Raw genomic sequence first — 23,859 nt, 5'->3', positions numbered from 1 at the left:
ATGGTGCGTTTTACTTTACTGGAAAATGCACTGGACTCTGTTGAGATCGGACTGGAATATTTCAGAAAATCCCGGGAAAGCCAGAGCCGACGTGATTACAAACAATGCCTGCTGAATCTCTTCCAGGCAGCAGAATTGTTGCTGAAGGCTGTCGTTTCACGTGAGGATGCCGGTAAGATTTTCACGCAAAAATCCCTGGTAAAGCATTGCAGGGATCCTGCATGCCCCACAGAAGATGAGCTACACCGGTGCCAGTCTGTGAAGATTAGCGAATTGTGTGAACTGATAAAAACACATCACCGGACTGAATTTTCGGATCATGGGTTACAGCTGATGAGCTCTGTAGCACAGATGAGAAATAACCTTCAGCATTTTGCGCTGGACGTCAGTCCGCAAAGTCTGGCGATGCAGCTGTCTGAATTGTACAGATTGATTTTTCGGCCGGCGTTCATCCTGCTACAGGCCGATGAAGAGCATAATTCCTGGGACTCAGCCGCGCGCAGACAATTTATTGAGCTGGAATCCCGGTTTATGGAGATAACCACACCCGAAGAATATGTGCTGGCGCTATGCCCGGTCTGCAGGAGCTGGTCGCATTTTATTGTCTATGGCGGTGAGAGTTATCCCGTAAGCTCTCACTGTATCTGCTGTAATTTCAGCCTGACCGACCTGAAAGTGTGGGATTTTCAGGAGTGTCCGGAGTGTGGCTGGTATTCAGTAATATACGTACCCGAACACAGGGCAGGAGTATGTCTTTGCCATACTTGTTATTACAGCAAGGAGGGAGGATTTGTTCCAATGGAGCCGTGCGAATGCGGTGGATTCAGGATGGAAGAACATTGCAGTAACTGCGATCCAGAGGAAGAGTAAACTGATTGGCAGATAAGTAGGGCAGCAAAAATGCTGCCCTGATGATTTTTATTCCAGTTCAGCAGCTCTTACGATAATTTCCTGACGGACCGCTGAAATATAATTATCCCACTCCGGAGAGTATTTGCTGATATAGCTCAGGACGGTATGTTCTATATTGGATTTTCTGGCAAAAAGATTCAGTCTTTCATAATATTCATGCCAGTCTGCCAGTCCGTTAATTGACATAGAAAAACCTCTAAGCTTGATATATTCAGCAGACTCTTCTGCCGAAATAGTGGCAGGATCTATCGCTTCAAACCAGCGTTTATGATTATATTCCGGAGCACCTTTTTGAGGGAAAGCAGCAAGACTAAACTCAAAAATCCGGGTCATAACCGCACGACGTTGTTCTCTTTTATCTGTCCCAGTCAGGCACTTGTTTACTATTTTATGCCTCTCCGGGACTGTTCGATGAACGTCGCCGTCAAGAACACACATAACCTTTTTAATATCCTTGCCGGCAAGCATCAACCCTGCCAGAACGACCGCCGAGTTTTCTGCCGCACCGAACAACTCAACATTCACCTTATCGGTCAGAGCCTCTCGCTCCAGAAGTACATTGATAGCCGTACGCGCCAGCTCATCTTCAACGAAAACACTGACCATTTCTGGCTGAACATCAGTCAACTGGCGTAGCGCATCAGCTGATACACCTGGAAATGCGCGGATCCCTGTACCCATGTTAAATATACTGACGATATTGATTGCTCGCTTGAACTGAACGATAGATTCTCTGTGGGTTGAAAAAACAATTTCCAGCAGAGATTCATCTGCTATTTCGATCAGCTCAGTAACCAGCTTTTTGAAGGCTTTCTCATGGAGGAGAACATCAAGTTCGTCAATAAGGAGCAATCCATTTGGCATAATGGAGGGGTCATGTGCAGCTTTAAGCACTTCAAATACACGTTTCTCACCAGCTCCCATGGTGTGCTCAGTATAGGAGATACCATTTTTGGTAAACTTATAGAAGGTGTAGCCCTTCTGGGTAGTACAGACCATCAAATCGGAGTAATGAGCCTCAAGAACCCTACACATTGAATCAAGTATTTTTTGTTTGAGGTGTGCAGGCCCGAAAACATGGCTGACATACTTTGCATGACGGGATGCAGCAAGATCATCAGATAAAGTCCCGAGAGTCTGAAGTCCGAGGTATATGGATTCCTTGACCGGGCGACGTGCATATACTGGCTGCCAGCGGGCGACTTTAGAATAGAGCTGGGTAAAGGTGTCATCCGGTGCCGGCGTGGGCACAAATATGATTCTGTTTCCCTGGTTATTCAGGGAGCCTGCATAAAAATGGGCAGTAAAACCACTGTCGCGCCAGTTGTTATCATCATGCGGAGTAAAAAAATCGGAGAATCGGTTATTTTCTTTCGAAGTAGCAGTAAGGGGTTTATAGCAGCAGGCAAGGGCATGGATGATTGTCGACTTCCCGGAACCATTCATCCCCATGATAGCCGTAACTTTCTTATCAGCAGGAAAGTTTATGGTACAGTTCGATATCCCTTTCAAGCTCTGAATCTGTATTTGCTTCAAGCGTAATTGTGCTGGAATGTTTTGCCTGGCAGCCATTCTGACCGGTTCCTTCGTATCTTAATAGTCGGACTAATCTCAGGTACATTACCTTAATTCAGGCGATAAGTCTGTCATCTAAAACAGATGTTTCGAAAGGGAGGCACCACCAGATCCGGTTTCAACAGAAATCGGATCTCAGGGGCGGAGAAGAAGGATTATTGCCTTAATAACACAAAAAGTTGAGGATTATTGCGATGATCGGATTATTGCCATTAAATCAATTATAGAGAGTTAAGTGTAATAAATTAGCAATAATATTGTCTGAGCGGGAATTACGTGTCCCGCCCAGACAGATTTATCAGAGATGTTCGAACCGGGCCACCACAGCACCGTTGATTTCCAGCATCTGATGCCAGGTGGTGGTTACCGAACCGGTCAGGGGATCTTTACCTTCCGTCTGCCACGATGAACTGAACAGCAGACCTTCAGGATCTCTTCGCAGATGGAGGTTACCGAAGATACTGTTCCTGACGAGCAGGGAATAGCATCCTTCATAGCCCCACACCTGGTAGACAACACAGCCGTTGATTCTGACCGGCATCAGGCCGTCGCGGGGTGACGTCAGGTCCACTGTGATCCCCAGCTCTGCATGCCTGTCAGCGTGGTGGGTCAGTTTACGCAGCTCGCTCCCCAGGCGGGTTCCGAAGAAAATAAGCGTAAAGCCGTCCTTGTCGGCGGTCATCTCCCTGACATGCTGCAGCAGTTCGTCCACGTTGCGGACGGTTTCGGTCCGCTGCGGCGGCAGATAGCTCAGGATGCGGTAAACGTCATGAAGCAGATAATTTTTCACTTCTGAGAGAGGTGTCAGTTCGCCGTAAACATTGCTGTTAATTCCCCGGGCAATGATATTTTTGGGCATGGTTCCGCAAACTGACCTGGCCTCCCATGCCTTTTCCACGGTCTCTATGGTGATGAAGGAAAAACGGGAAAGCAGGGCATCCTGAGCAAGCATATCGGGCAACCCGTGAGTGAGAGTCAGATCGGTCTTTCTGAGGCGTTCTGTATCGACTTCAGCATGAATAAGTTCATCATGCATGCTCTGACTGAACGCCTGAATATAGGCATCAAGCGTTGTATTGAAAGCCGTTATCTTCGCCTTGAAATCTTTCTCAGGCATTAAATAGCCGTCAGAGGGGGCATCTTCACGACGCTTCATTCCATTGAGCTGATTGATAATTTGCTGCTTTGTATAATACGTGAAGATATTATCATCCAGCGCATCCTGTACACGCCTGCTGACGGTCAGAGGCCCAGCGGAAAGATAAAAAGCAATATCTGCGTAACTGCCGTAAATATTCCTGACATCTTCATAGGTTCCCATATAAATACGACCGGAAATGGTTTCGGTATCACTGAATGATGAAAATTTTCTTATGAGTCCGGTCAGCATTCCGTACCAGCCGTCTTCACGCCCGTTATTACGGTGTTCCAGCCTGATGATGCTGTCAATAATATCCGTGGCTGACTTGAACGAAAACGTCAGGCGATCGTGTGCGCCAGTGGGATAGACAAGGTCTGAATTCAGAAGTCGCCTGACAATGTCTTTCAGGGGTACATTCTTTTTCTGGCTGATATGCGAAAGAATATAACCGGCGGTCAGCAGACGCACGTCAGCGTGAGCGTTATAAAATACCGTCGCCAGCGTTTTGCTGGCTGAATATTCATGACCCCGTAATACACCCTGCCAGTCAGAACCGTCAGGCTTCAGCGATAATAAAGCTGGCGTGAATAAAAAACTGTGCCACCGGTAATACTCAAAATGCTCTTCAAAGTTGTTCCGTCCGTACCAGAGCAACAGCATATCTGAGCTGTGCTCAGAGGCAAAACGATCATCTTTCATGACTGCTGTTATGACAGTCTGAGCGGTATGAAAAAGATGAGCCAGAAGGCAGTTACGATCGCTGTCAGATTGTTCTCCGGCCCGGTTCTGAAGACGCCGCCACATGTACCAGCTTTCCCATTCCCCGATGAAGACCTTAACAAGCTCGCGGTGACGCAGCTCCTGAGCGACAGTCAGATTATCACCATAACCTGTTTTCCAGTCTGTCAGCGCATGCCACACGTGGAAAAGAGACGAAATATATTGCTCAAAATCACTCAACTGCCGGCTGTCAGAGTCCCGGTATACTGAGAACGGGATGGTCATTACATGACGAAAATATTCACCCGTGGTTTCCAGCGACTTTACCGTAGTGTGGCTGAAAGCATAAAAATCCCGGTGGAAAGACTGGCTGAATGTCGGCATAAATCCCGTGTCACCGCATTCATCAAGATAATTACCGTCTGCATACCGGAAACTTTTTTTCAGCGTTGTATAAGTATCAACCAGCCTGTCTGCGGCGCTGATGAAAGAACTGATATTTGCGTCTTCAAGGGCATCGTAGGCCTCACCGTAAAAATCGCGGGTAATATACCGGTATTCTTTCCAGTTTTTATTTCGGCCTCTGATAAAGCACCTTCTCAAAAGGAATGGCCAGCCCCGGGGGAAAATGACATCAGAAGATGCAATCAGCGTTATGGTATCCTGCTTACGGCCAAGCGAAGGAAGTAAAATAAGTTCACCATTACTGTTTTTAACAGGCCGGAGAAATCGCAAAAGAAAACTCAGTGGTCGCAGCCGGACATCCGTTATGTCCTTTCCTTCACCGACATAGTAAGGCAGTAACTGCATCTTTTCTTCACCTGAAACATACCAGCGCAGGATCTCAATGCCTTTAATGTGATTTCTATCAAGATAGTTGCCCGGATGCCGGAGCCATGCATTAATCAGCGAACGTAAAATAAAATTTTCCACAATCTCTGACTGAAAGTACTTCAGCATAAGGCGATCGCGCTTTTTATCGTCCAGAATGTTCAGGCTTGATATAAAAAACCATATAGACAGCCCGAGATTGAACAGCATCCAGACGAGGGCCGTAATGGCAAAGGCGGTCGTCCGGTATTTATCGCCTGCTGATGAAAACAATCCGCCAATCACGATAAATGCGGCCAGTGACAGTCCGCTGAGCCCCGCAAACATGTAACCTGAATGCAGCTGATAAACTGACTGAATATGTATCCGGGACGATTTTTTCTGAAAGAGTACGCTGATAAGACCCACAACCAGTGGAAAAACGATCCCGATAATCGTCAACTGCGCGCCCAGCAGGTTTGACATCCATGCCGGTAGTACCGTGACGCCTTTCAGATAGGTAACGGCAAAAGAATGAAATACGGGACGAAAATATTCTGCAGCAATGACTGCGCCAGCGGCCGCAGTCCAGAGAAACAACATTGCCCTCATATAATGCGTTGAGCAGTAGACCTGTACCCTCTCAGGCAGGCTCCAGCGATGTCGTTTATAAACCGCATTGTTCTTCAGGTTTTGTTTGAGTTCGGCTCGTACTTTCGCTGAAAGGAGTGTGAGGAATTTTCCCGACATAGCTTTCCTGATAGGTGAGTGGTCAACCTCTTCATCATACGTCCTGTGAGCAGAGTATTTCTTTAAAAATCTCAATCTTGCATTCTTCCGGTCAGGCCAGAGGGCAGAACCGGAACAACCTTTTCGGATCTCAAGAGAGTAAGGGAGAGATTGTTGTCCTATTAACAAAAAAATTTGAGGATTGTTGCGCTGAATGGATAATTGTCTTTTAGTAAGCAGAAAGCGTTGATTATTGCCCTTAATGAACAAGACATCTTTACGGCGTGTTAACGACGAAGCGGCACCCATTAGCTACCCGTTCAGCCATTTAACATTGAGGCCGTTCTAATGTCCGCTTTGTGCCAGAAGCGGACATTATTGCCACGATCAACAGGGCTGATATCAGTTCATCAGCCCTGTTGATCGCCTAGCCTGTTAAACTCAGAACCAGGTTTCCAGTTGTGTACCGAACATCAGCGAACCGCTGCTGTGATAGCCTGTACTGCCGAAGGTATCGGTCGATGAATAGTTATCCAGATTTTTGTCCCAGCTCATCCAAGTGACGAAGAAGCGGATCTCCGGGCGTTCGAAGAAGTCGGTGACGTTCTGCATTTTAAAGGTCGGCGCAAAGGTCAGCTTGTAGAAGCTGCCGGATACCGGCTTATTGCCGTTAAAGCCCTTCGGATCGATGTCCATATACTGATAGCTGGCCTCGTACTGTAGGGCAAAGTTCTGATTAATCTCCTGGATCAGCCGTGAGTTGAGTGTCACCCAGTCATAGTGGTCGGATTCGATGTAGCGGCTGTTGCTGCTTTGCGCTACCAGTAGAGGGGCAATACTCAGCCTGTCTCTCAACCGGGTCATGCCGTAGCTGGCGAACTTCACTGTCCAGGCATTGTCGATCAGATAGCCATCCGATCCCGGCCCCCGCACTTCTGCCCCAAGCGCTTTACCGTACAGCAGCACGGTTTTGGTCGTACCTTCATTGAGGCCGTAGAAACTGTCGCCGTGCCACGCCAGCATGGTATTGAATCCGTGCGAGGCGGCGTTATCCTGTGCCAGACCGTCGTTGATCCGCTTATCATTTTCTCTGGAGTAGAGGCCGTTCAGCATCCACTGCAAGTTACCGACGCGGTTGTTCAGCGAGAAGGTGTAGCTCTGGATAAAAGTATTCTCCGCGCCGGTTATGTTGTTGTATTCAACATTCTCCATTGCATCTATATCGTTGAAATTACGCCCATATACAGCCAGGTTGGTTTTGACATCGCCGAAGAAATTCACATCGTAAATCCCCGCACCGGTACCTACCAGGTTCATCATATCCGAGTCCAGCCAGTGGATATCGAAGTTATCCCGGTCCTCACGCTTGCCCGCCCACAGCGTTGACCCGCTGAACGCCCCGGTGAAGGTGGGCAGATCGCTCATTTCCACAAACGCCTGGCGCAGATTCATCTGGCCGTTAAACGCGCTGTCGGTGTTATAGGTTTTGTCCCACTCGGCAATTTTCATGTAGTAGCGGAAGCTCGAGTCGTTGGCGTAATGGTGTTTATAGTCGAAGTCGGCGGTGACGTAGGTGTCGGCCTCGTTGCCCAGGCGACCAACGCTCCCGCCAGTGCTGCCCGCCGGCGTCAGTGATGGACCCACGGTGGTGGTGGTGCCCTTTTTTCCGCTCAGGATGCCGGTGCGGGCGTAGCCGCCAAATTTAATTTCGGTATCGTCATTAATAATATCGCTCTTGCTGTTTTTATTTTTTAATTCTGCATCGCTGGCTCTTTTCTCCGCTACGGCAATTTTATTTTCGGCCAATTTTAATTTATTTTGTGAAATCTTAAGTTCCGCCTCCACCTTTTCCAGCCTGGCGTTAATTTCTTCCAGTGTTAATTCCGCTGCATGCGCAGGTAAAGTACAGACCAGGATACAGAAAGTTAGAAATGCTATTTTCATCATTAATACCTGAGAGTGCCCCTGCTCTGAACAGACATATTCAGGGCATACGGGCTGCTATTAATAAGGTGAAGAATGCTTTTACAACATCAGTCTGTGATATATTTATCGTTTATTATTATCCACCCTGACCAACAGAAGGGTGCAGATAAAGGCGATGACGGCCACGGCCACGCCGACGGTGATATAGGCAATAAACTGATAGCGATCGTACAGATACATCAGCGGTGACAGCAGCACCGCCAGCCCGTAGGAGTTGGCCTTAATCGACAGCAGGGCTAGCACCATGCCTCCCAGCGCCGAGCTGCACAGCATCACGGCAATTGCCCGCATACCGGACTGCATGACGATACCGAACAGTGCAGGTTCCGAAACGCCCAGCAGCTGGGTAATGGTTGCCGAGATCCCGGCGGTCTTAAACGCCACGTTTTTCGACTTCAGGGAGATCGCCAGGCACACGGCAGCATTGGCGAAACCGTACATCGCGCAGACGGTAATCAGAGGGTTGAAGCCGGTACCGGCGATCAGCGAGGTCTCAATCATAATGAACATATGATGCATCCCGGTCATCACCGCAATTGGATAGATAAAGCCGATCAGCAGGCCGCCGATACCGGCAGGCAGCGCGAGGAACTGCTGGATAGCCATCACCGCATAGTGCTCAAAGCCGTGAACCAGCGGGCCGAGCACCAGCAGCGCAATTGCCACGGCGCAGAGGATCACCAGGAACGGGGTGAAGATCAGATCCATCGAGTTAGGCATAATCCGACGGAAAACCTTCTCCAGCTTCGCACCGATAATGCCGGTGATAAGCGCGGTCAGTATCGATCCCTGATAGCCGACCAGTGGAATAAAACCGAAGAGATAGATCGGCTGCGCATTGCCGTAAGCCACCGAATAGGCGTTAGGCAGGGCGGGGGAAACCAGCATCAACCCGATCAGAAAACCGATAATCGGCGTGCCGCCAAACTTCTTAAACGCCGACCAGCAGATAAACGCCGCCAGAAAAGCAAAGGCCGTATCGCAAAGCACAGTCATCAGGGTAGTCACCGACGCCGGCAGGGCGAGGGTGCTGGCGCCAAACCACGCTAGCACCGTATCGTTAAACAGCACGCCCTTCAGCCCAAGGAACAGGCCCGTTGCACCCAGCACTGGCACGATCGGCACAAACACATCCGAGAGATGGCGGATTCCCGCCTGCAGCGAGCTGCTGCCCTGGCGGCTCATTTCATCCTTGCTGACTTCGCTGATATTAAACGCCTGCATAAACTCGGAGTAAACCTTATTCACAATCCCGGTGCCGAGAATCACCTGATACTGTCCTGAGTTAAAAAATACGCCTTTCACTTCATCGACGTTTCTTATTTTCTCATCGTCTATGAGGCCGCGATCTTTTACCTGTAATCGCAGGCGGGTGGCACAGTGGGTGGCGGAAATAATATTTTCCCGGCCAATGATATTCACCAGCTCAACGGCAATGTTTTTATATTTATTCATGTTGGGTTGTTCCCTTGATAAGAATGCTTTGATAAGGCTTTAATGATGAACTGAGCTGCGGATAGTTATTAACGATAATATCGCCCTCCGGTATTTTATAATCAACTGCGTGGTGACTGAGGTTAGTGACAGACGTAAAGCATTCACTCGCCGTGCGGCGCTGATAGCTGATGATTTCCGGCGAGGCGGTTTCCAGCGGGATAAAATCGCCCCAGATCAGCGCATCGGAATATTTTTTGCGTAGGCGAATCAGCTGCTGGTAGAAGGCAAACACTGAATCCGCATCCTGCTGCTGTGCGGCGGCGTTAATCAACGCGTCCTCTGCCGACAGCGCCAGCCAGGGTTTCGCCCCCTGATTAAATCCGCTGTTCACCGTGTTGTCCCACGGGAACGGCGTGCGCGAGTTGTCACGCGAGCGGTGATTGACGAACGCCAGCGACTGCCGCTCGGAGAAGCCTTCCGCCAGCGCGCGATGGTAGTTATCAATGCTGGAAATATCGTCGAATTCGCTGATATTGCTGCGGCAGAAGTTCGTCATGCCCAGTTCCTGTCCCTGATAGATGTACGGCGTGCCGCGCAGGAAAAAGTACATTGCCGCCAGGCACTTGGCACCAGTCGCATTCTGGTAATCCGGGTGAACCAGTTTCGACAGCGCTCGCGGCTGGTCGTGATTCTCAATAAAGCTGGTACCCCAGCCGCACTGTGCAAAGGCGTTCTGGCTGTCGAACAGCGCCTCGCGGAACTCGGCCACCGTCCAATCACGGCGGCGGAACCACTCCGAGCCGTTTTCCACATCAATATCCGCCGCGTGGAAGTCAAAAATCATATCGAAGTAGCCGTTCTCCCCGATAAACTGGCCGTACTCTGTATAGGGAACGCCCGGCGCTTCACCGACGGTGACGCAGGCATATTTATCAAAGGTGTTTTCCTTCAGCTCGTTCAGAAACACGTCAATGCCGGGGCGGTTGCGCGCCTTGCTTTTGATCGACCCCAGCCCGTCAACGCCGTCGACCGGCACGGAGGCGTAGTCGGCATCTTTCTTGATAAAGGTAATCGCATCCACGCGGAATCCGGCCACGCCTTTCTCCAGCCACCAGTTAATCATCCGGTAAATCGCCTCGCGCATCTGCGGATTTTCCCAGTTCAGGTCAGGCTGCTTTTTATGGAATACGTGCAGGTAATACGTATCTTCCCCCGGCACTTTTTCCCACGCGCTGCCGCCAAAAATCGAGCGCCAGTTATTCGGCGGCAGGCCGTTGACCGCCGGGCGGAACAGATAATAATCGCGATAGGGGGAATCCGCATCGGCCAGCGCCTGCTGGAACCACTGATGCTCATCGCTGGTGTGATTCACCACCAGATCGATCATTATTTTAATCCCCAGCGCTGCGGCTTTATCGATCAGCGTATCCACATCGCGCATCTCGCCGAACTCCGGGTTTACCGCGTAGTAATCGGCGATGTCATAGCCGTTATCGGCCATCGGCGACAGATAAAACGGCGAAATCCACAACATAGTCACGCCCAGCGACTGCAGGTAGGGCAGTTTTTCGATAATCCCCGGCAGATCGCCAATCCCGTCGTTATTACTGTCTTTAAAGCTCCTTGGATAGATTTGGTAAATCACGGATTCTTTCCACCAGGCGTTATCCTGGCCTGCTTGCTGCTTTAACATGTCCACCTCCGGGGTGTGGTATCGATACCACATTGTGATAAAAAAATTTACGCCGACTTTCTGAGCACCAGTTCCGCTTTCAGATCGTCACTGTTGTAGCGGTAGGGTTTACCGGTGATAAGGGCAATCAAATATTCCACTGAGAACTGACCCAGCTTGTCCACCGGCTGGTTCACCGTGGTAATCGGCACGCTGACCATTTCGGAAACCGGCAGGTTATCGAAGCCGACGACCGCGATATCCTGCGGCACCCGAATGTCATGGTTGGTCAGCCAAGTGACCAGGCCGCAGGCCACATCGTCACTGCCGGTAAACACCACGTCAGGCCGTGCGGAAGAGGGCAGCTCCGCCAGCTGTTCCGCCAGGCGGATGCCGTCTTTGTAGGTGTGCAGTCTGCGGAAAATCAGCTCGTTATCAACGGTTCTGCCAGCGGCTGTCATCGCCCTCAGGAAACCCCGGTTACGGCGCTCGCCATGGCCTTTTTGCAGGAAGTCTCCGCCGGTGCAGTAGGCGATTTTCTGGTAACCCTGTTCCAGCAGATAGCCCATCGCGTTAAACGTTGCCTCTTCATCATCCACCCGTACCACCGGCAGATCCGCGCCGTCGACGCGGGTGTTGCACAGCAGAATAGGGCCGTGCTGCTGATATTTTTCCAGCACCGCTTTATCGCTCTCCACCGAGCAGAGGATCAGGCCATCAATAATCTTTTTCTTGAGCAGATCGAGGCAGTTGGCTTCTTCCCCAACGCTGTCGTGGTTCTGCACGATCAGCACCGAATAGCCGTTTTTACGCGCCGTGACTTCCAGCGCATCCACCAGATTGGCGAAGAAGGGGTTGGTGATCCGCGATACCAGAATACCGATGCGGTGCGACTTCACCCCGCGCATCTGCTGGGCGGCGGTGCTTGGCTCATAGTCCAGCGCCTTCATCGCCGCGAGGATACGCACTTTCTTATCTTCGGAGATGTAAGGATGATTGTTCAGGAATCGCGAGACAGTGGTTACCGACAGTCCGGCGTGCTCTGCCACATCTTTAATGGTTGCAGTCATAATGTATGAAATCGATATCAGAATGCTGCTACGTTATTTTTCAGTGGAAATATTGTCAATCGGAGACTTTCAGAATTTGATCGCAATCACATGAAATCAATCAGAGGTTTCCAGATGACGGGCAGGGAGCTGGAATCTAGCTTATAAAAATCGTGAATCCCGTAGCTTTGAGATGCACCGGTATCCGGTTCCCTGGTCACGGGTTCAGTACAGAAGGCCTGGATTATCCAGATCCTTGTAGCCCTAGCAGAGGCTGAACGTAAGCGCATTCTGGAGGATATTCTTAAGGGGAAACTGAGCATTAAACCTTAATATAAACAATTAATTATCTCCTTAACGTACTTTTTGTTCCTTGGTCTTCAAACCCCAACACCTGGAACCCCCATCAAAAATCCAGATGTCTCCATGACACAAAGGCTTGATCCTTTATGCCAGAAAAAGTGACATCACTAAATGGGTTAAAAGTGACATCAGAATATTGGAGTTACAGTACATGTCAAAGCTCAGTGAAAATGTCTAATCACTGGCTCGTTAGAAATGTCCTGATGTTGAAAAGTCCGCTTAGTGCCAGTAGCTGACAGTTACAAAATCTCTGTAAGTTCAAATTCCTCAAATATAAGTTCCATTTCTTCAGAATAAGTGCCTTCACGCTCAAAATAACGCTTATGACCTTCATTCCAATACTCCAGACTTAAATCACCTTCACCTTCCTTACTGGCAAGTTCACTCGTCATTTCATTGAAGCGGATAACTTGCATCCTGAGAGTTCTGATCACGCACATTGGCTGCCCGGCTCCGTTAAGAATGATATTATAACTTCCAACGCAGGGAGCTTCGCCTCGTTCATGTTCATGGTGAAAAGATGCTATCGAAGAGCATGTCGCTGTTTTACTCCCACTCAAAACCAGTTGTACGAGTTCGTTAGCAAGTTCTGGGCTGTCGCCAAATTTCCATGCCAGTGCACCGGGATAAATGTTTTTTAATTCTTCAAGCTTTGCCATTTTCAGCCTTTGTTACTCTGATACGTTTAGAGGAAGTAACCTATTTCCGTTTAATATGAACTATCTGATTCAAATATTCATCTTTGTTGCGCTACCGCGAACGTCCGCTCCTCGCTCAAAGCGGGCCTTTCGCTTCTTCCACTCTTCGCGATGGATTCCCCTTCCGCCCTTTAGCTGCTGCATATTGAGTAAATCCTCGGGTAGAATTGTTAGGTGAACACTTCAAACCAAACTCTTTGCCACGTAATAGTTTAAAAATAAACAATAAGAAGGGGACCGAACCACCCCGGCAAAGTCTCCCGAAGGAATGGAAATTCCGTTCAACGCCAATGTTAGCTTTTTCCGGGCTGTGATAGCATCTTAGGATTAGTTTTCAGAGCCAGGGCTGATGAAGAAGAAAAGCAGCACACCCACACCCCACGATGCCACGTTCAGGCAGTTCCTGACGCAACCAGATGTTGCGCGGGATTTTATGGAAATCCACCTGCCCGCAGAGTTGCGGGCAGTCTGCGATCTCAGCACGCTGAAGCTGGAATCCGGCTCGTTCGTCGAGGATGATCTCCGCCAGTATTTCAGCGACGTCCTTTACAGCCTGAAAACCACAACCGGCGACGGATATATTCATGTCCTCGTGGAACACCAGTCAACGCCGGACAAACATATGGCTTTCCGCCTGATACGCTATGCGGTGGCCGCCATGCAGCGCCACCTGGAGGCAGGGCATAAAAAATTGCCACTGGTAATACCGGTGCTGTTCTATACGGGTAAGCGCAGCCCGTATCCGTACTCTACCCGCTGGCTGGATGAATTTGACGATCCGGCGCTGGCAGGCAAACTCTACAGCTGCGCTCTCCCGCTGGTAGACGTTACGGTCATTCCGGATGATGAAATCGCAGGTCATCGGAGCATGGCTGCCCTGACCTTACTACAGAAACATATTCATCAGCGGGACCTTGCAGAACTCGTTGACCGGCTGGCACCCATCTTGCTGGCCGGATATCTGTCTTCATCACAGGTAATATCGCTGGTACACTATATAGTGCAGGCAGGCGAAACGTCCGACGCCGAAGCCTTTGTACGCGAACTGGCACAGCGTGTGCCGCAACACGGAGACGCACTTATGACCATCGCACAACAGCTTGAACAGAAAGGTATCGAGAAGGGCAGGGCTGAAGGCCTACAGCTCGGTGAACAGCGCGGTATTGAAAAAGGCCGTTCAGAAGGTGAGCGTCAGGCCACTCTGAAAATAGCCCGTACAATGCTGCAGAACGGCATTGACCGCAATACTGTCATGAAAATGACAGCTCTGACTGAAGACGACCTGGCGCAGATCCGACACTAATCCCCCTTGCCTGGCACTTCCTGTCCGGCCATTAGCAAATACTGGTTGGGCAGGGAGACATCTCCGTCAGAAAGGGCTATCCAGCCACAGCTTTTAAGCAATCCATTGAGCGCTTCAACCTGCCCGCTAATTCTGGCTGGCACCGGTAATATTTGTTTCCCGTCTTCACTGAAAGCGATGTCCAGGGCGCTTTTCAGAAGGCAGATGCTGTTTACTGATGCTGAGAGCTGAATTCGGTTCCGACCACTCCAGTCTCTGTCGCTAAGTACGTGGTAGATCCAGTCATACTGAGTTGCCAGTTCCATGGCATAGGTCAGCCGGAACATATCATTCTGCTCCAGCAGTTCGCCGGTGCAGCTGCGCCAGATGTAATCAAGCTTATGCTTGAGGCGGGCGCGTATACCCAGTGACCGTCCCTGATTCAGTATCCAGTCAATATCAGTGGCCAGGTCACGCGAGAAACGACGCTGCTTTTTAGCCAGAGCAAACCAGCGCGTAATGAAAAGATTTTCCTGCGACTCTGAGCTAATTAGCCCGTCCTGGCGGGCCAGCTGCAGCGCGACAAGTGCGCACCATGCCAGATGACTGGTCTTATCCCTGTTTATCAATTCTTAAGCATCCCTGACAAATGTGTAACGATAACTAGCCGATAGCACTGGCCTGTTTTTTGGCTTCATCGATTATGCTGTGCAACTCATCAACGGACAATGGTCTGGATTCATTCGATCTGTGCACCATTGCGTGGCAGTTCGGGCACAGCGGAACCATATCCCTGACCGGGTTTATTTTATAGCTCTCGCCAATAGTTTTAAGGGGGATGATGTGGTGGACGTGGATGAAGTCCTTGCCCAGTTCTCCGTAGGTTTTTTCGAAATCGAATCCGCAGCCCTTACAGACGGTGCCATGATGCCTGATACAGGCTTTTCTGGCTTCAGCACTTCTTTCGTAGGCATTGACGGTTATGACCTTTCGGGCACCTTCAGTGTACTGCTCTGGCATGCTGATTTCTTCAGGATAAGCATGACCGATAGTATCGGCATACCAGACGCTACCTTCCTTCCGGAGATAACGTTTTTCAATGTGATGCTCGAAACCTTTGATCGCCGCCACGTCAGGATTATCAGGCTTCGGAGAGTGCAACATGTTGAAGGTGTAGAGCTCATATCCTTCGTTCAGGTAGCCGAGATGTTCAATAGCCTGCGTATAACCCGGCAGCCTCTTATTTTTAGCACTGAACTCCCATTCTTCGCGCAGGATAACAGCGCGATCCTGTTCGCGCTCAGTATCCCAGGCACCAAAGATAACTATCTGGCGGTCGTGGCTGATAAAAGACCAGCTCCAGTTCCAGTTCTTACAGGTTGCTCCCTGACTCTGTATAAACTGTTTTCTATTCAATTCCCCCCCCTTAAATTAAATAACATTAGAACTTTAAACAAGCATAACTAACTTATTTATAATTTACTACTAAGATATCTATTAAAACGTTTTTCATTCTTAAGGATAGATATAAATCTTGTGGAAACAATCATCATAATACATGTATAAAATACTGCTGCTGCAATAAGTGAAATGGAAAAAACAGCATTAGGCAGTCCACTATTCCAGTCCGTCGAGAAATCATAAGAAAGGTAGTAAGTTAAAAATGTAAACAGCCAAAAAGCCAGAGCAAAAAGAACATTTTTCACGTTCACATAAATTCTATTTTTTTCAAAGAGGTACATGCCTTTGATGCGTAGCAAGCTCTTAGAGAAGTATCCATTATCACTTAAATCTTCATAGTAAAAACTAATAATACATTTTGAAAGCTCTGTATCTTCATGTAATTTGTAATCGCTCATTATTATTTTATGCTTTATTTTTTTAAGGTGTTGCTGCTTTTTTTGTACCCATTAACATATTCCAATGTTTCTATTTTTCTACTTGTAGGTAAAGAGAAGAAAGACATATAAGAAGAGTAGATCCTTTTAATCCAGGGAATCAATATCACTGATATAGCAAGTATAATAAACGGAGACAGCATTTTAAAAAATTCGACGTATTCTTTACCCATGTGATTTCCATCCTTTAATACTACGACCATTTGATGGTCACAGATATTTTCTGATATGCGTACTGTACACAGATGCGCAGTACGCCGGAGACCTCTCCCTTAGCGAGGATCTTGCAGTTGTTGTCTGACCATTTCGAATGCTTTCTGCAACGTTGCTTTATCGGATATATTCATAATTTGAGTTGCTAATAGTTCCAGTGCGTCATTGTTTGATTCTTTTGCCAGAAGCAGAGCACTCATTCCTAATGCTAATCGAGGTGATTCAGAAACAGGGATATTATCTTCATCGAAGATGGCTTTTAATTCCTTCTGAACGGATGTTTGCATGCATGAAAAATCCTTTTCAATGAAAAGTTTACGACATGTATCTATCAGCATGTCTTTGCGCTCTATGCTCAGCATGCTGTCAACCATCGAGTCGATTATTGATGGGTTGTTCATTTTATATCAATATCCTTATCAAATTTGAGTGATTATTATTCATAACCTGGTTTTCCAGGGAAGTACATAAACGTTTGGTGCATTGGCCAGTCTCGTGGAAATGCGCCACAGGCTTATGGGAGGCGCTAAGCGCCGGAGAACCCCGCAGCGAAGCGATAACGAAAAAAGCATTACGGCTTCAGCCTTATGAAGCGAAGTGAACCAGACCGCATGTGTTTTATGCAGCATAATTTCTTTTATTATGCTTATGCTGCCCGCATGGGGATTAGTGTTCTGATGCAGTATACTTTCGCCTGATTAGGGAGGACGTATGGTTATCAGTGAGAAAGACCTGCTTGAGGCAGGTTTCAGCAAGAGTGAAGTGGACAATTTACAGGGTCGACTTTCAGCAGGCGGAGGCACCATACAAGACCTCATTGATGCGCTTTCACGGCGCTTCCGGGTGTCGATATGGATCACTGTCGCGCTGGTTCTGGTTATGCTGGTCACCCTCATTGCCGGCAGCCGGACACACATTCTTTCCGGGGGCATGAGTTCCCTTGTAGTCCTGATCATTGCCTGGGTGACCTTTCCACCTGCGCTTGGCTGGAAAGCATTCCGCCTGCAGAAGACTATGTCCCGGAAGGCTCGATAGTCAGTAAATCAAGCGCCACTTTGGCTTTAACCCCCCATCCCGCAATTTTCAGCGCCATCGCGGGACGAGGTGTGCCGGATACTTTCCTGAAGAAATCGGGCCTGGTCCAGTACCACAGCCGTTGTGCTTCTGGTTTAAGCCTCAGGCCATAAGCGCCGTAGACTTCGCTGAAGAGAGTGACAGCCTTGAAGGTCCCCAGACCCTGCTGCCGGCTGAAGCCCATAAATTCAGCGAACTCCATCGATCCGTCAGCAAATATCCCCTCCGTTTGTTTATCACCAAGGAGATTGCGCGCGGCTTCCCGTGAAATCGTGTTGAAGCCATTTACGACAATCACCGCGCCGGCCACAACACCCACCGGCGTCATCGAGGACATCATGACGATCCCACCAAAGATGGCCGCTCCGGCCACCACGACGTCGACCGCTGAAATGATGTAACCCACAATTTTGTTCTCGTCCCGGACAACCTTCACCTCGGCATAAAGTTTTGCATAGCCGGTTTTGAGCGAACGGGACTGTTCGAGCAGACTGGTGTTCTCTGCGCGTAATGCCTGCAGGCAGGCCAAACAGTCATCATCCGTTTTTGCCCGACGCGCGGCCTCAAACTGGGCCATGATGAATGCCCTGATCTCATCCACAAACTGAATTCGGGTAAAACCATCCTGAAGATGCATAGCCGCTACCGTGTTGGCCGTATCAACCAGTTTCCTGGCCTCCAGGTTGATCATGGTTTCCGCCCAGGCTCGGGGATTCTGGCCGGGTAAAAGCAACGTGTCCATTTTATCGCCTCGTTTATCTTTTTCTGAAAGCATATTCCCGAAACGATTTTTGACAACAAAAAATGGGTACGCTGTCCAGCAGAACTTACTGATGCCGCATCGCGGCATAAAGGCGCCAGCTAGAGCTGAATGTGGCTTTGATGGTTAGTGGCGCCGTAGCCCGGCGCAGCCGGCTGATCTATAGAGGATCGCTATCAACCCCCCTTCTCTGCAAAGCCATAACCTGCTAAACGCGGTGCAGAAGTATCTCTGCGACGTCGGAGTGGTCACGACAAGGCGAAGCCGTAGTCGGGGCGTATCTCCGCGTTAGCGGGCCGTGAGGGCCGCTTACGGGCGTGTACTCAAAACTTCCAGCGACACTACTTACAGCCACTCAGAATTCTAGTTACAACATCCATCATTAAAAGCGACGGTGTTCCGGGCCTTTGGCCCGGGCGGCCTCGCTTTTCAGTGGTGGGGAGGGGCTGTGAGGGTTCAGGTAGGCACTGCTCCTGCTTTTGGAGAATTATTTCGTATGTTGTAACTATAAATGTACCTGGGGCCCGTCGCGTAGCGATGGGAGCTACTTCAGGTAGTTGCCGAACCGGCGCGGACGAGAGTCCGCTGCAAGGGCGGGCATTCTCGGGAGCCTGTCCACAGGTTAGGCGACGAATAGGTTATTTATTTATAAGAGAGAAAGATTATTTATTTAAAAGAAGTACAGAGCTGGTTTTTAAAGGAAACCACGCACTTTGAAATCAGGCCGCTTGGCGCTCTGCAAGCATAACGGTTGTAACTTTATGGAAAGTTCCCTTGCAGTTATTTGTGGGTAACTGAATTTAGCGACCGGACATGATGCTGGCGAGGCAATTTCTGGCCATTCTGATGGCGGAATAGAGTGAATGTCAGGAAGGACGGCCGTCCTTTCGTGCAGAAAACCGTCAGCCGGGAGTAGCTGACGTGCGAAACCCTCCGGCGCCAGCCGGATTTTTCACACAGGAAGGGTTATATGGGGACTGTGGCCAGCCGCGTGTAGTTGTTGCCGCGCGACATCAGCATGCGCTCTTTCACGCGGCGCTCCAGCTCCCGCTTCATGGCATCAAGACCGCCGGTGAATCGCCCGCTGGCGTATTCCCGCGTCAGCTGTTGCTTCACCAGGGTCACAATGTCCTTACGGGTTCTGTCCGAGTCACGACGTGCACGGGCGCGTTTCAGGCCATGCTGTTTACGTTCGGACTGATAGCTGCGGAACCGTTCGCGCACAAACCGCCAAGCTTTAGCTATCAGCTCGTCCATCTCCAGCGGCTTCAGGTTCTGCTTCTTACGCTGCTGATTTTCCCATTCAACGCGGCTGCGCCTCGCGGCCACAACAGCAACGTCAGAGACGTCAAGCGCGGAGAACAGTGCCGGCGTGAAGGTGATATCGGTCGGGATGTTGCAGCCAATCTGCGGGTCATACTCGGTCTGGTAGGTAATCAGCCCCAGCTCCGCTATGAACTTCAGCGCCCGCGTGGCACGGGTGATGGACAGATTGCCACTTTTTGACTCGGTGGCCAGACCGCACTCGATGGCCAGATTGGTGATGGAGCGCTGTACACGATTGGCCAGCGGGTCATAGTGGAAGCACAACCCCTGGAGCAGTGCATCAATGGCACGACGACGCAGCAGAGGCGGCATCCGGTGACGTTTACCCAGCGAGCGTACAAACGCCACATAGACGGAAAAGTCAAAACGGGACGTGAAGCCCTCAGCTTTCGCCATCAGCTTACGACAGAACGGCAGGGTCTTTTTCCCTTCTCGCGGCGTGAATATCGGATTCGGGTTTTTGACCTGACGATAATGGGAGAACAGGGTCTGAGCGTCAGTCACACCTTCCCGCACTTATGTTGCACGGAAGGAGCAAATGGCACAGAAACAGGTATTGAACTTTTCTGAGCATAAAACTATACTCCCTGCATAGAGCAACAGCTTCTATACAGTTTAGGTAAGCCCCGTTAGTCTTCTCTGAGTCGCCAAACCTTGTGAAGATTATCGGGGTTTTGTCTTTTCTGGTCCCGGGTAGACACCTCATCAGAACCAGTTCCCTGCCACCTTACGGCGTGGCCAGCCAAAATTCTTCAAACGATCAGTAATCTAGCACTCAAAATCTTAAGTATCAAGAAAGTGAGTCCATCACGATGCTTTTCGACTAAAAGCTTCCCTTTCAATCAACTTTTCTAACACTTCAGCTTGAGTAACACCATCTTCTTCACAAAGGTTAGAAAGATACTCTTTGATTTCGGGCTTAATAAATACTTTCAGTTCTTTATGCGTAGCCCTTTTTTTAGCCGAAGCAATTTTCTGTCGCTCAGCTTCACTAAGGGGATTACCCTTTCTGTAAGCGCGTTTCGATGAGGAAGTTACTGCATTTCCGACCTGCGACATATTTGCCTCCTCAAGGATCAAGCAAGGATCGTTTCGCAGAGGATACTACAGATATCTGAAATCAGCGACTTAACTTTACGCGTAAGTGTGAGCCATGTTGGCGCATGACTCACCTGGATGGATGTAGATTGCGGATCAAATGACGATGCGACTTAGTATGAAGAATGCCAGTCCGTTCCTCCGTCCCAGCGCGACTGCCAGTGCTGAAGGTAGGTTTGTGCCACTTCCGGCACCTCATTAATAACCAGCACATTCTCGCTATTCCTCGATGCAGCAGAGCGAGTGTAGTTAAAGCTACCAGCCTCAACTGTATGATTATCAACAATAATGACTTTGTCATGCATGATGGCGTAGCGACCGTTGGTGCGCAGCGGAATTCCCGCGTTCACCACGACGTTCATCGCCGCCTGGCTGGCTTTGCTCCGGTTGCCCTTTTCATCAAGCACTATCTTCACATCCACACCACGACGTTTTGCCCTGACAAGCGCACTAACCACCTCCGGAGACGTAAATGAGTAACCCATCAGCCGAATTTCCTGCTGTGCTGACTCAATCGTCTTAAGGACCAGCTGCAACGCGCTGCCTTCAGGTGAAAAGCCGACCTGAACGGAGGATGCCGCTGCTGCGGGCTGAATACAGCTCAGCGAAAGACATACCAGACCGGACACGGCCAGCTGGCGAAAGGTGAACTTACGCATTAAATAACCTCAGAAATACTGTTCGGATGTGTTAACCAGAAACGCCGGAGACGGGGAAAACTTGCTTTTACTCTTCTCCGGGGTTGGACAACTGAGCACGGCGAAGGCGTCAGTCTCTTTTAGCGGTATCAGGTGGCGGACGCCTGATTATTTTTTGGTATCACCGGCAGCATGACTGATGGCCTGCTGCAGGGCCTCCGCGCTGGTGTATCCCGGAATAACCGTCACGTTATCAGCGCTGGCGCCGGCTGACGGGAGAACCACCAGGGCCGGGGTACCGCTGAAGCCCAGCTGCTGCGCAAGTGTGTTTATGCCATCCAGGGTCCCCTGACGTTCAGGGGCTGTTTTCGCATCGAACTTCACGGCTTTTGCGGCCGCGCTGATATCAGCATCGGTCAGCTTACCCTCGTTGTGGCCGGTGGCGTAAATCGCGTTGTGATAGTTAAGGTAAGCATCGGCCCCCTTCTGCTTCCAGATCTGAAGCCCGGTTTTCGCCGCAGTGAGCGACGCCGGCCAGCGCTGGCCAAATATCGGGAATTCCTTGAACACAAAGCGCACGTCCGGGTTAGCTTTTATTACCTTCTCCAGTTCCGGCGCCAGGCGGGCACAGTAGATGCACTGGTAATCAAAGAATTCAACGACCGTCACTTTCGCATCAGCAGGACCATATGATGGTGTGCCTTTATCGTTCAGCAGCGCTGCCTGATTCTGAACCACGGCGGCCGTCATCGCCTGCTGCTGTTTCTCCTGCTGTTGAGCCTGCAGCTTCTGGCTGACCTCAACCAGCACTTCCGGATGAGCCAGCAGGTAGTCTTTCGCGATTTCACCAATGCGGGCTTCCTTCTCCGGGGTAAAGGCAGCGGCAGGTTTCTCTGCTGCCCCCGCCACGCCGGAGACCAGAAGGCCAGCGGCAAGCATGACTGAAAGGGTTTTATTCATGTTCATCCTGTGTTTTTCTCTTCTCTGTTGTTATCAGTTCGTATCGTGTGCGGGCGCGGGTGCTTCCCTGGCCGCCCTGCGCTGTCGTTTAGCATGCTCCTGGGCCCTGCGCTCCACGGCATACGCCGCCTCCTCTGGACTCACCGCTGCGACCGGTTGTCCGGCAAGGTTTTTACGCCACGCGCCCGCCGTCATGGCACCCAGATACGCATCCGAGCGGGTCACTGCGGCAAGGCAGCGTTTCAGCGTCTTCACTGAAATCTCCAGCCCGCGCTGACGAATGTCATTAACCATCGCCTCCCGGATGTTGACCGCCAGGAGCTGCGGCTGACCGTCCGTCACCAGGGCCGGCCAGCAACGCTTCAGGAGCGCGAGCGCGTCCGCAAGCGGCATGACCTTCCGGTACACCGGCTCCGGGGCAGGCTTGCGCCTGGCCGCCCGCATGGCCTCCCGCTCCTGCGCCTGTCGCTCTGCCCACAGCCGGGCTTTCTCTGCTTTTCGGGCGGCCTTCTCATCTGCCTGCGCCTTTTTCGCGCTCTCATCCACCGCCTGCTTCCTGACCTTCCAGGCAGGCGTAGTGTTCACCACCACGGTCTTTTTACGCGTGACCCGGCCCGGTCCCGCACCGTCCGGTTCACTGTTGTTTACGGCACGCTGACCTTCTGGCTCTGTCTTACGGCGCAGCGTCAGCGTGGGGCGCCCCTGCTCTTTCATCCTGCCTCCGGATAAATCTGTTTCACGTGTATTCCCCTGACTGACCCTATTCTGACACGGCAGATATCACATCACCATCAGTCCGATGACGGCCAGGTGCACCGCGTAGAACAGCGGGAAAAATTCGCGCGGCCAGAACCTCGGCACACTGCAACAGGTCCGGCTCAGTACCGTCAGGGTTATGCCGGGTATTACCAGACCCGCGATGGCAAAGGCGGCGCTGTCCGCGGCATTCAGCGCGAGTATCGCCAGTGCCAGACACAGCGCCAGTCCCGTGCGCGTGGTGCGCCGGCCCGTCATACAGACGCCGCAGGCCAGCATCAGCATCACTACCCCCGCCAGCCCATAGCTTCCCTCTGAAAACGGCAGCCAGGCCAGAACCAGCATCAGGGAGAGCGGCCACGCGCGCGGCCCGTGCCGCTGCATCAGCGCCAGCGCCTGTCCGCTGACCGCAAAGGCAAACAGGATATTGCCCAGGTCCGGGCGCAGCCCGGCCAGTATCCAGCCGCCCTGCGCCACCCCGGCCCATATCCAGAGCCGGTTCAGGGCGCGCTGCTGAATCTGCGGATGGCGGGCGAGGTTCATGGCCCAGACCAGGCCAAAGAGCGGAAACGCTCCCCGACCGGCAAGACGCAGCCAGTCATTATCCAGTCCGCACAGCATGATGATGTGGTCGGCCACCATCAGGAGCAGCGCCACGGTTTTGATAAGGTCAGTCTGGCCCGGCGTCCACACAAGCAGCCGCTGCAGCCAGCAGTCGGCCACCACCACAAGAGGGAACAGCGGATGGTTTTCAGCGCGCAT

General features: G+C 50.7%; 22 protein-coding genes. 3 read left to right on the top strand and 19 right to left on the bottom strand.

Annotated elements, in window-relative coordinates; all coding sequences use genetic code 11:
• Complete coding sequence (locus tag AC27FC_RS20010; protein ID WP_487160322.1) at positions 1-870, top strand: hypothetical protein; 870 nt, start codon at positions 1-3, stop codon at positions 868-870.
• A 48-nt stretch (positions 871-918) separates the two neighbouring features.
• Here the strand turns inward: AC27FC_RS20010 and AC27FC_RS20005 are convergent, their stop codons facing one another.
• The 7 genes from AC27FC_RS20005 to AC27FC_RS19975 all read right to left on the bottom strand — a co-directional run bounded on the left by AC27FC_RS20005 (position 919) and on the right by AC27FC_RS19975 (position 13,053).
• The gene (locus AC27FC_RS20005) at positions 919-2,484 is read right to left on the bottom strand and encodes an AAA family ATPase (RefSeq protein WP_063929522.1); all 1,566 of its coding nucleotides are present in this window, start codon (positions 2,482-2,484) and stop codon (positions 919-921) included.
• A 301-nt stretch (positions 2,485-2,785) separates the two neighbouring features.
• Positions 2,786-6,196 (bottom strand): hypothetical protein, encoded by a 3,411-nt coding sequence (locus tag AC27FC_RS20000; protein ID WP_487160321.1) that lies wholly within the window; start codon positions 6,194-6,196, stop codon positions 2,786-2,788.
• Positions 6,197-6,328: 132 nt separating this feature from the next.
• Positions 6,329-7,693 (bottom strand): carbohydrate porin, encoded by a 1,365-nt coding sequence (locus AC27FC_RS19995; protein WP_226648963.1) that lies wholly within the window; start codon positions 7,691-7,693, stop codon positions 6,329-6,331.
• Positions 7,694-7,936: 243 nt separating this feature from the next.
• Positions 7,937-9,328 (bottom strand): PTS transporter subunit EIIC, encoded by a 1,392-nt coding sequence (locus AC27FC_RS19990; protein ID WP_063106368.1) that lies wholly within the window; start codon positions 9,326-9,328, stop codon positions 7,937-7,939.
• Complete coding sequence (locus AC27FC_RS19985) at positions 9,321-11,003, bottom strand: alpha-glucosidase (protein ID WP_040107895.1); 1,683 nt, start codon at positions 11,001-11,003, stop codon at positions 9,321-9,323. The genes AC27FC_RS19990 and AC27FC_RS19985 overlap by 8 nt, the downstream gene beginning before the upstream one ends.
• Positions 11,004-11,050: 47 nt before the next feature.
• Positions 11,051-12,052 carry a LacI family DNA-binding transcriptional regulator gene (locus AC27FC_RS19980; protein WP_040107896.1) on the bottom strand — a complete coding sequence of 334 codons (1,002 nt, stop codon included), beginning with the start codon at positions 12,050-12,052 and terminating at the stop codon, positions 11,051-11,053.
• Between the two features lie 581 nt (positions 12,053-12,633).
• Positions 12,634-13,053: an ASCH domain-containing protein gene (locus AC27FC_RS19975; RefSeq protein WP_487160320.1), complete on the bottom strand. Its 420-nt coding sequence runs from the start codon at positions 13,051-13,053 to the stop codon at positions 12,634-12,636.
• Between the two features lie 388 nt (positions 13,054-13,441).
• On the opposite strand from AC27FC_RS19975, the gene AC27FC_RS19970 reads away from it, so the two are divergent.
• Positions 13,442-14,395 carry an Rpn family recombination-promoting nuclease/putative transposase gene (locus AC27FC_RS19970; protein ID WP_487160319.1) on the top strand — a complete coding sequence of 318 codons (954 nt, stop codon included), beginning with the start codon at positions 13,442-13,444 and terminating at the stop codon, positions 14,393-14,395.
• On the opposite strand, the gene AC27FC_RS19965 is transcribed toward AC27FC_RS19970, so the two are convergent.
• From AC27FC_RS19965 to AC27FC_RS19950, 4 genes are all read right to left on the bottom strand, one after another.
• Complete coding sequence (locus tag AC27FC_RS19965; RefSeq protein ID WP_487160318.1) at positions 14,392-15,003, bottom strand: DUF2913 family protein; 612 nt, start codon at positions 15,001-15,003, stop codon at positions 14,392-14,394. The two genes, AC27FC_RS19970 and AC27FC_RS19965, sit on opposite strands and share 4 nt — an antisense overlap.
• A 34-nt stretch (positions 15,004-15,037) precedes the next feature.
• Entirely contained in the window at positions 15,038-15,790 is a 753-nt protein-coding gene (locus tag AC27FC_RS19960; protein ID WP_487160317.1) for an HNH endonuclease, read from the bottom strand.
• Positions 15,791-15,846: 56 nt separating this feature from the next.
• Positions 15,847-16,233, bottom strand: coding sequence for a hypothetical protein (locus tag AC27FC_RS19955; RefSeq protein ID WP_487160316.1), 387 nt, complete (start codon positions 16,231-16,233; stop codon positions 15,847-15,849).
• A gap of 311 nt (positions 16,234-16,544) precedes the next feature.
• A complete protein-coding gene (locus AC27FC_RS19950) occupies positions 16,545-16,886 on the bottom strand; it encodes a hypothetical protein (RefSeq protein ID WP_487160315.1) in 342 nt (113 codons plus the stop codon).
• Between the two features lie 310 nt (positions 16,887-17,196).
• Between AC27FC_RS19950 and AC27FC_RS19945 the strand changes: the two genes are divergently transcribed.
• Complete coding sequence (locus tag AC27FC_RS19945; protein WP_125915646.1) at positions 17,197-17,520, top strand: VHS/ENTH/ANTH domain-containing protein; 324 nt, start codon at positions 17,197-17,199, stop codon at positions 17,518-17,520.
• Here the strand turns inward: AC27FC_RS19945 and AC27FC_RS19940 are convergent.
• The 8 genes from AC27FC_RS19940 to traX all read right to left on the bottom strand — a co-directional run bounded on the left by AC27FC_RS19940 (position 17,498) and on the right by traX (position 23,859).
• Positions 17,498-18,301: a DUF4225 domain-containing protein gene (locus AC27FC_RS19940; RefSeq protein ID WP_487160314.1), complete on the bottom strand. Its 804-nt coding sequence runs from the start codon at positions 18,299-18,301 to the stop codon at positions 17,498-17,500. The two genes, AC27FC_RS19945 and AC27FC_RS19940, sit on opposite strands and share 23 nt — an antisense overlap.
• Positions 18,302-19,285: 984 nt before the next feature.
• Positions 19,286-20,161, bottom strand: a complete 876-nt coding sequence (gene repA, locus AC27FC_RS19935; protein ID WP_487160313.1) for an incFII family plasmid replication initiator RepA — start codon at positions 20,159-20,161, stop codon at positions 19,286-19,288.
• Positions 20,142-20,219: a RepA leader peptide Tap gene (gene tap / locus AC27FC_RS19930; protein WP_020323529.1), complete on the bottom strand. Its 78-nt coding sequence runs from the start codon at positions 20,217-20,219 to the stop codon at positions 20,142-20,144. Before tap ends, repA begins: the two co-directional genes overlap by 20 nt.
• A gap of 233 nt (positions 20,220-20,452) precedes the next feature.
• Positions 20,453-20,704, bottom strand: a complete 252-nt coding sequence (locus AC27FC_RS19925; protein ID WP_032635028.1) for a replication regulatory protein RepA — start codon at positions 20,702-20,704, stop codon at positions 20,453-20,455.
• 152 nt (positions 20,705-20,856) lie between these two features.
• Positions 20,857-21,402, bottom strand: coding sequence for a phospholipase D family nuclease (locus AC27FC_RS19920; RefSeq protein WP_016589852.1), 546 nt, complete (start codon positions 21,400-21,402; stop codon positions 20,857-20,859).
• A gap of 147 nt (positions 21,403-21,549) precedes the next feature.
• Positions 21,550-22,341 carry a DsbA family protein gene (locus AC27FC_RS19915; RefSeq protein ID WP_487160312.1) on the bottom strand — a complete coding sequence of 264 codons (792 nt, stop codon included), beginning with the start codon at positions 22,339-22,341 and terminating at the stop codon, positions 21,550-21,552.
• Positions 22,342-22,374: 33 nt separating this feature from the next.
• Positions 22,375-23,055 (bottom strand): fertility inhibition protein FinO, encoded by a 681-nt coding sequence (locus tag AC27FC_RS19910; protein ID WP_487160311.1) that lies wholly within the window; start codon positions 23,053-23,055, stop codon positions 22,375-22,377.
• 66 nt (positions 23,056-23,121) lie between these two features.
• A complete protein-coding gene (gene traX / locus AC27FC_RS19905) occupies positions 23,122-23,859 on the bottom strand; it encodes a type-F conjugative transfer system pilin acetylase TraX (protein ID WP_487160310.1) in 738 nt (245 codons plus the stop codon).

It is taken from the genome of Enterobacter sp. C3_dUdeg, from assembly GCF_057536195.1.
This window is presented reverse-complemented; position numbering and strand designations above follow the sequence as displayed.

Excerpts from the sequence above, each read along its gene's own strand:
- AC27FC_RS19915 (WP_487160312.1), bottom strand. The coding sequence starts at position 22,341 with ATGAATAAAACCCTTTCAGTCATGCTTGCCGCTGGCCTTCTGGTCTCC.
- AC27FC_RS20005 (WP_063929522.1), bottom strand. The coding sequence starts at position 2,484 with ATGGCTGCCAGGCAAAACATTCCAGCACAATTACGCTTGAAGCAAATA.
- AC27FC_RS19925 (WP_032635028.1), bottom strand. The coding sequence starts at position 20,704 with ATGTCGCAGGTCGGAAATGCAGTAACTTCCTCATCGAAACGCGCTTAC.
- AC27FC_RS19985 (WP_040107895.1), bottom strand. The coding sequence starts at position 11,003 with ATGTTAAAGCAGCAAGCAGGCCAGGATAACGCCTGGTGGAAAGAATCC.
- AC27FC_RS19910 (WP_487160311.1), bottom strand. The coding sequence starts at position 23,055 with ATGAAAGAGCAGGGGCGCCCCACGCTGACGCTGCGCCGTAAGACAGAG.
- AC27FC_RS19980 (WP_040107896.1), bottom strand. The coding sequence starts at position 12,052 with ATGACTGCAACCATTAAAGATGTGGCAGAGCACGCCGGACTGTCGGTA.
- AC27FC_RS19940 (WP_487160314.1), bottom strand. The coding sequence starts at position 18,301 with ATGGACACGTTGCTTTTACCCGGCCAGAATCCCCGAGCCTGGGCGGAA.
- AC27FC_RS19950 (WP_487160315.1), bottom strand. The coding sequence starts at position 16,886 with ATGAACAACCCATCAATAATCGACTCGATGGTTGACAGCATGCTGAGC.
- AC27FC_RS19945 (WP_125915646.1), top strand. The coding sequence starts at position 17,197 with ATGGTTATCAGTGAGAAAGACCTGCTTGAGGCAGGTTTCAGCAAGAGT.
- AC27FC_RS20000 (WP_487160321.1), bottom strand. The coding sequence starts at position 6,196 with ATGGGTGCCGCTTCGTCGTTAACACGCCGTAAAGATGTCTTGTTCATT.
- tap (WP_020323529.1), bottom strand. The coding sequence starts at position 20,219 with ATGCTCAGAAAAGTTCAATACCTGTTTCTGTGCCATTTGCTCCTTCCG.
- AC27FC_RS19955 (WP_487160316.1), bottom strand. The coding sequence starts at position 16,233 with ATGAGCGATTACAAATTACATGAAGATACAGAGCTTTCAAAATGTATT.
- AC27FC_RS19990 (WP_063106368.1), bottom strand. The coding sequence starts at position 9,328 with ATGAATAAATATAAAAACATTGCCGTTGAGCTGGTGAATATCATTGGC.
- AC27FC_RS19970 (WP_487160319.1), top strand. The coding sequence starts at position 13,442 with ATGAAGAAGAAAAGCAGCACACCCACACCCCACGATGCCACGTTCAGG.
- AC27FC_RS19920 (WP_016589852.1), bottom strand. The coding sequence starts at position 21,402 with ATGCGTAAGTTCACCTTTCGCCAGCTGGCCGTGTCCGGTCTGGTATGT.
- AC27FC_RS20010 (WP_487160322.1), top strand. The coding sequence starts at position 1 with ATGGTGCGTTTTACTTTACTGGAAAATGCACTGGACTCTGTTGAGATC.
- AC27FC_RS19975 (WP_487160320.1), bottom strand. The coding sequence starts at position 13,053 with ATGGCAAAGCTTGAAGAATTAAAAAACATTTATCCCGGTGCACTGGCA.
- traX (WP_487160310.1), bottom strand. The coding sequence starts at position 23,859 with ATGCGCGCTGAAAACCATCCGCTGTTCCCTCTTGTGGTGGTGGCCGAC.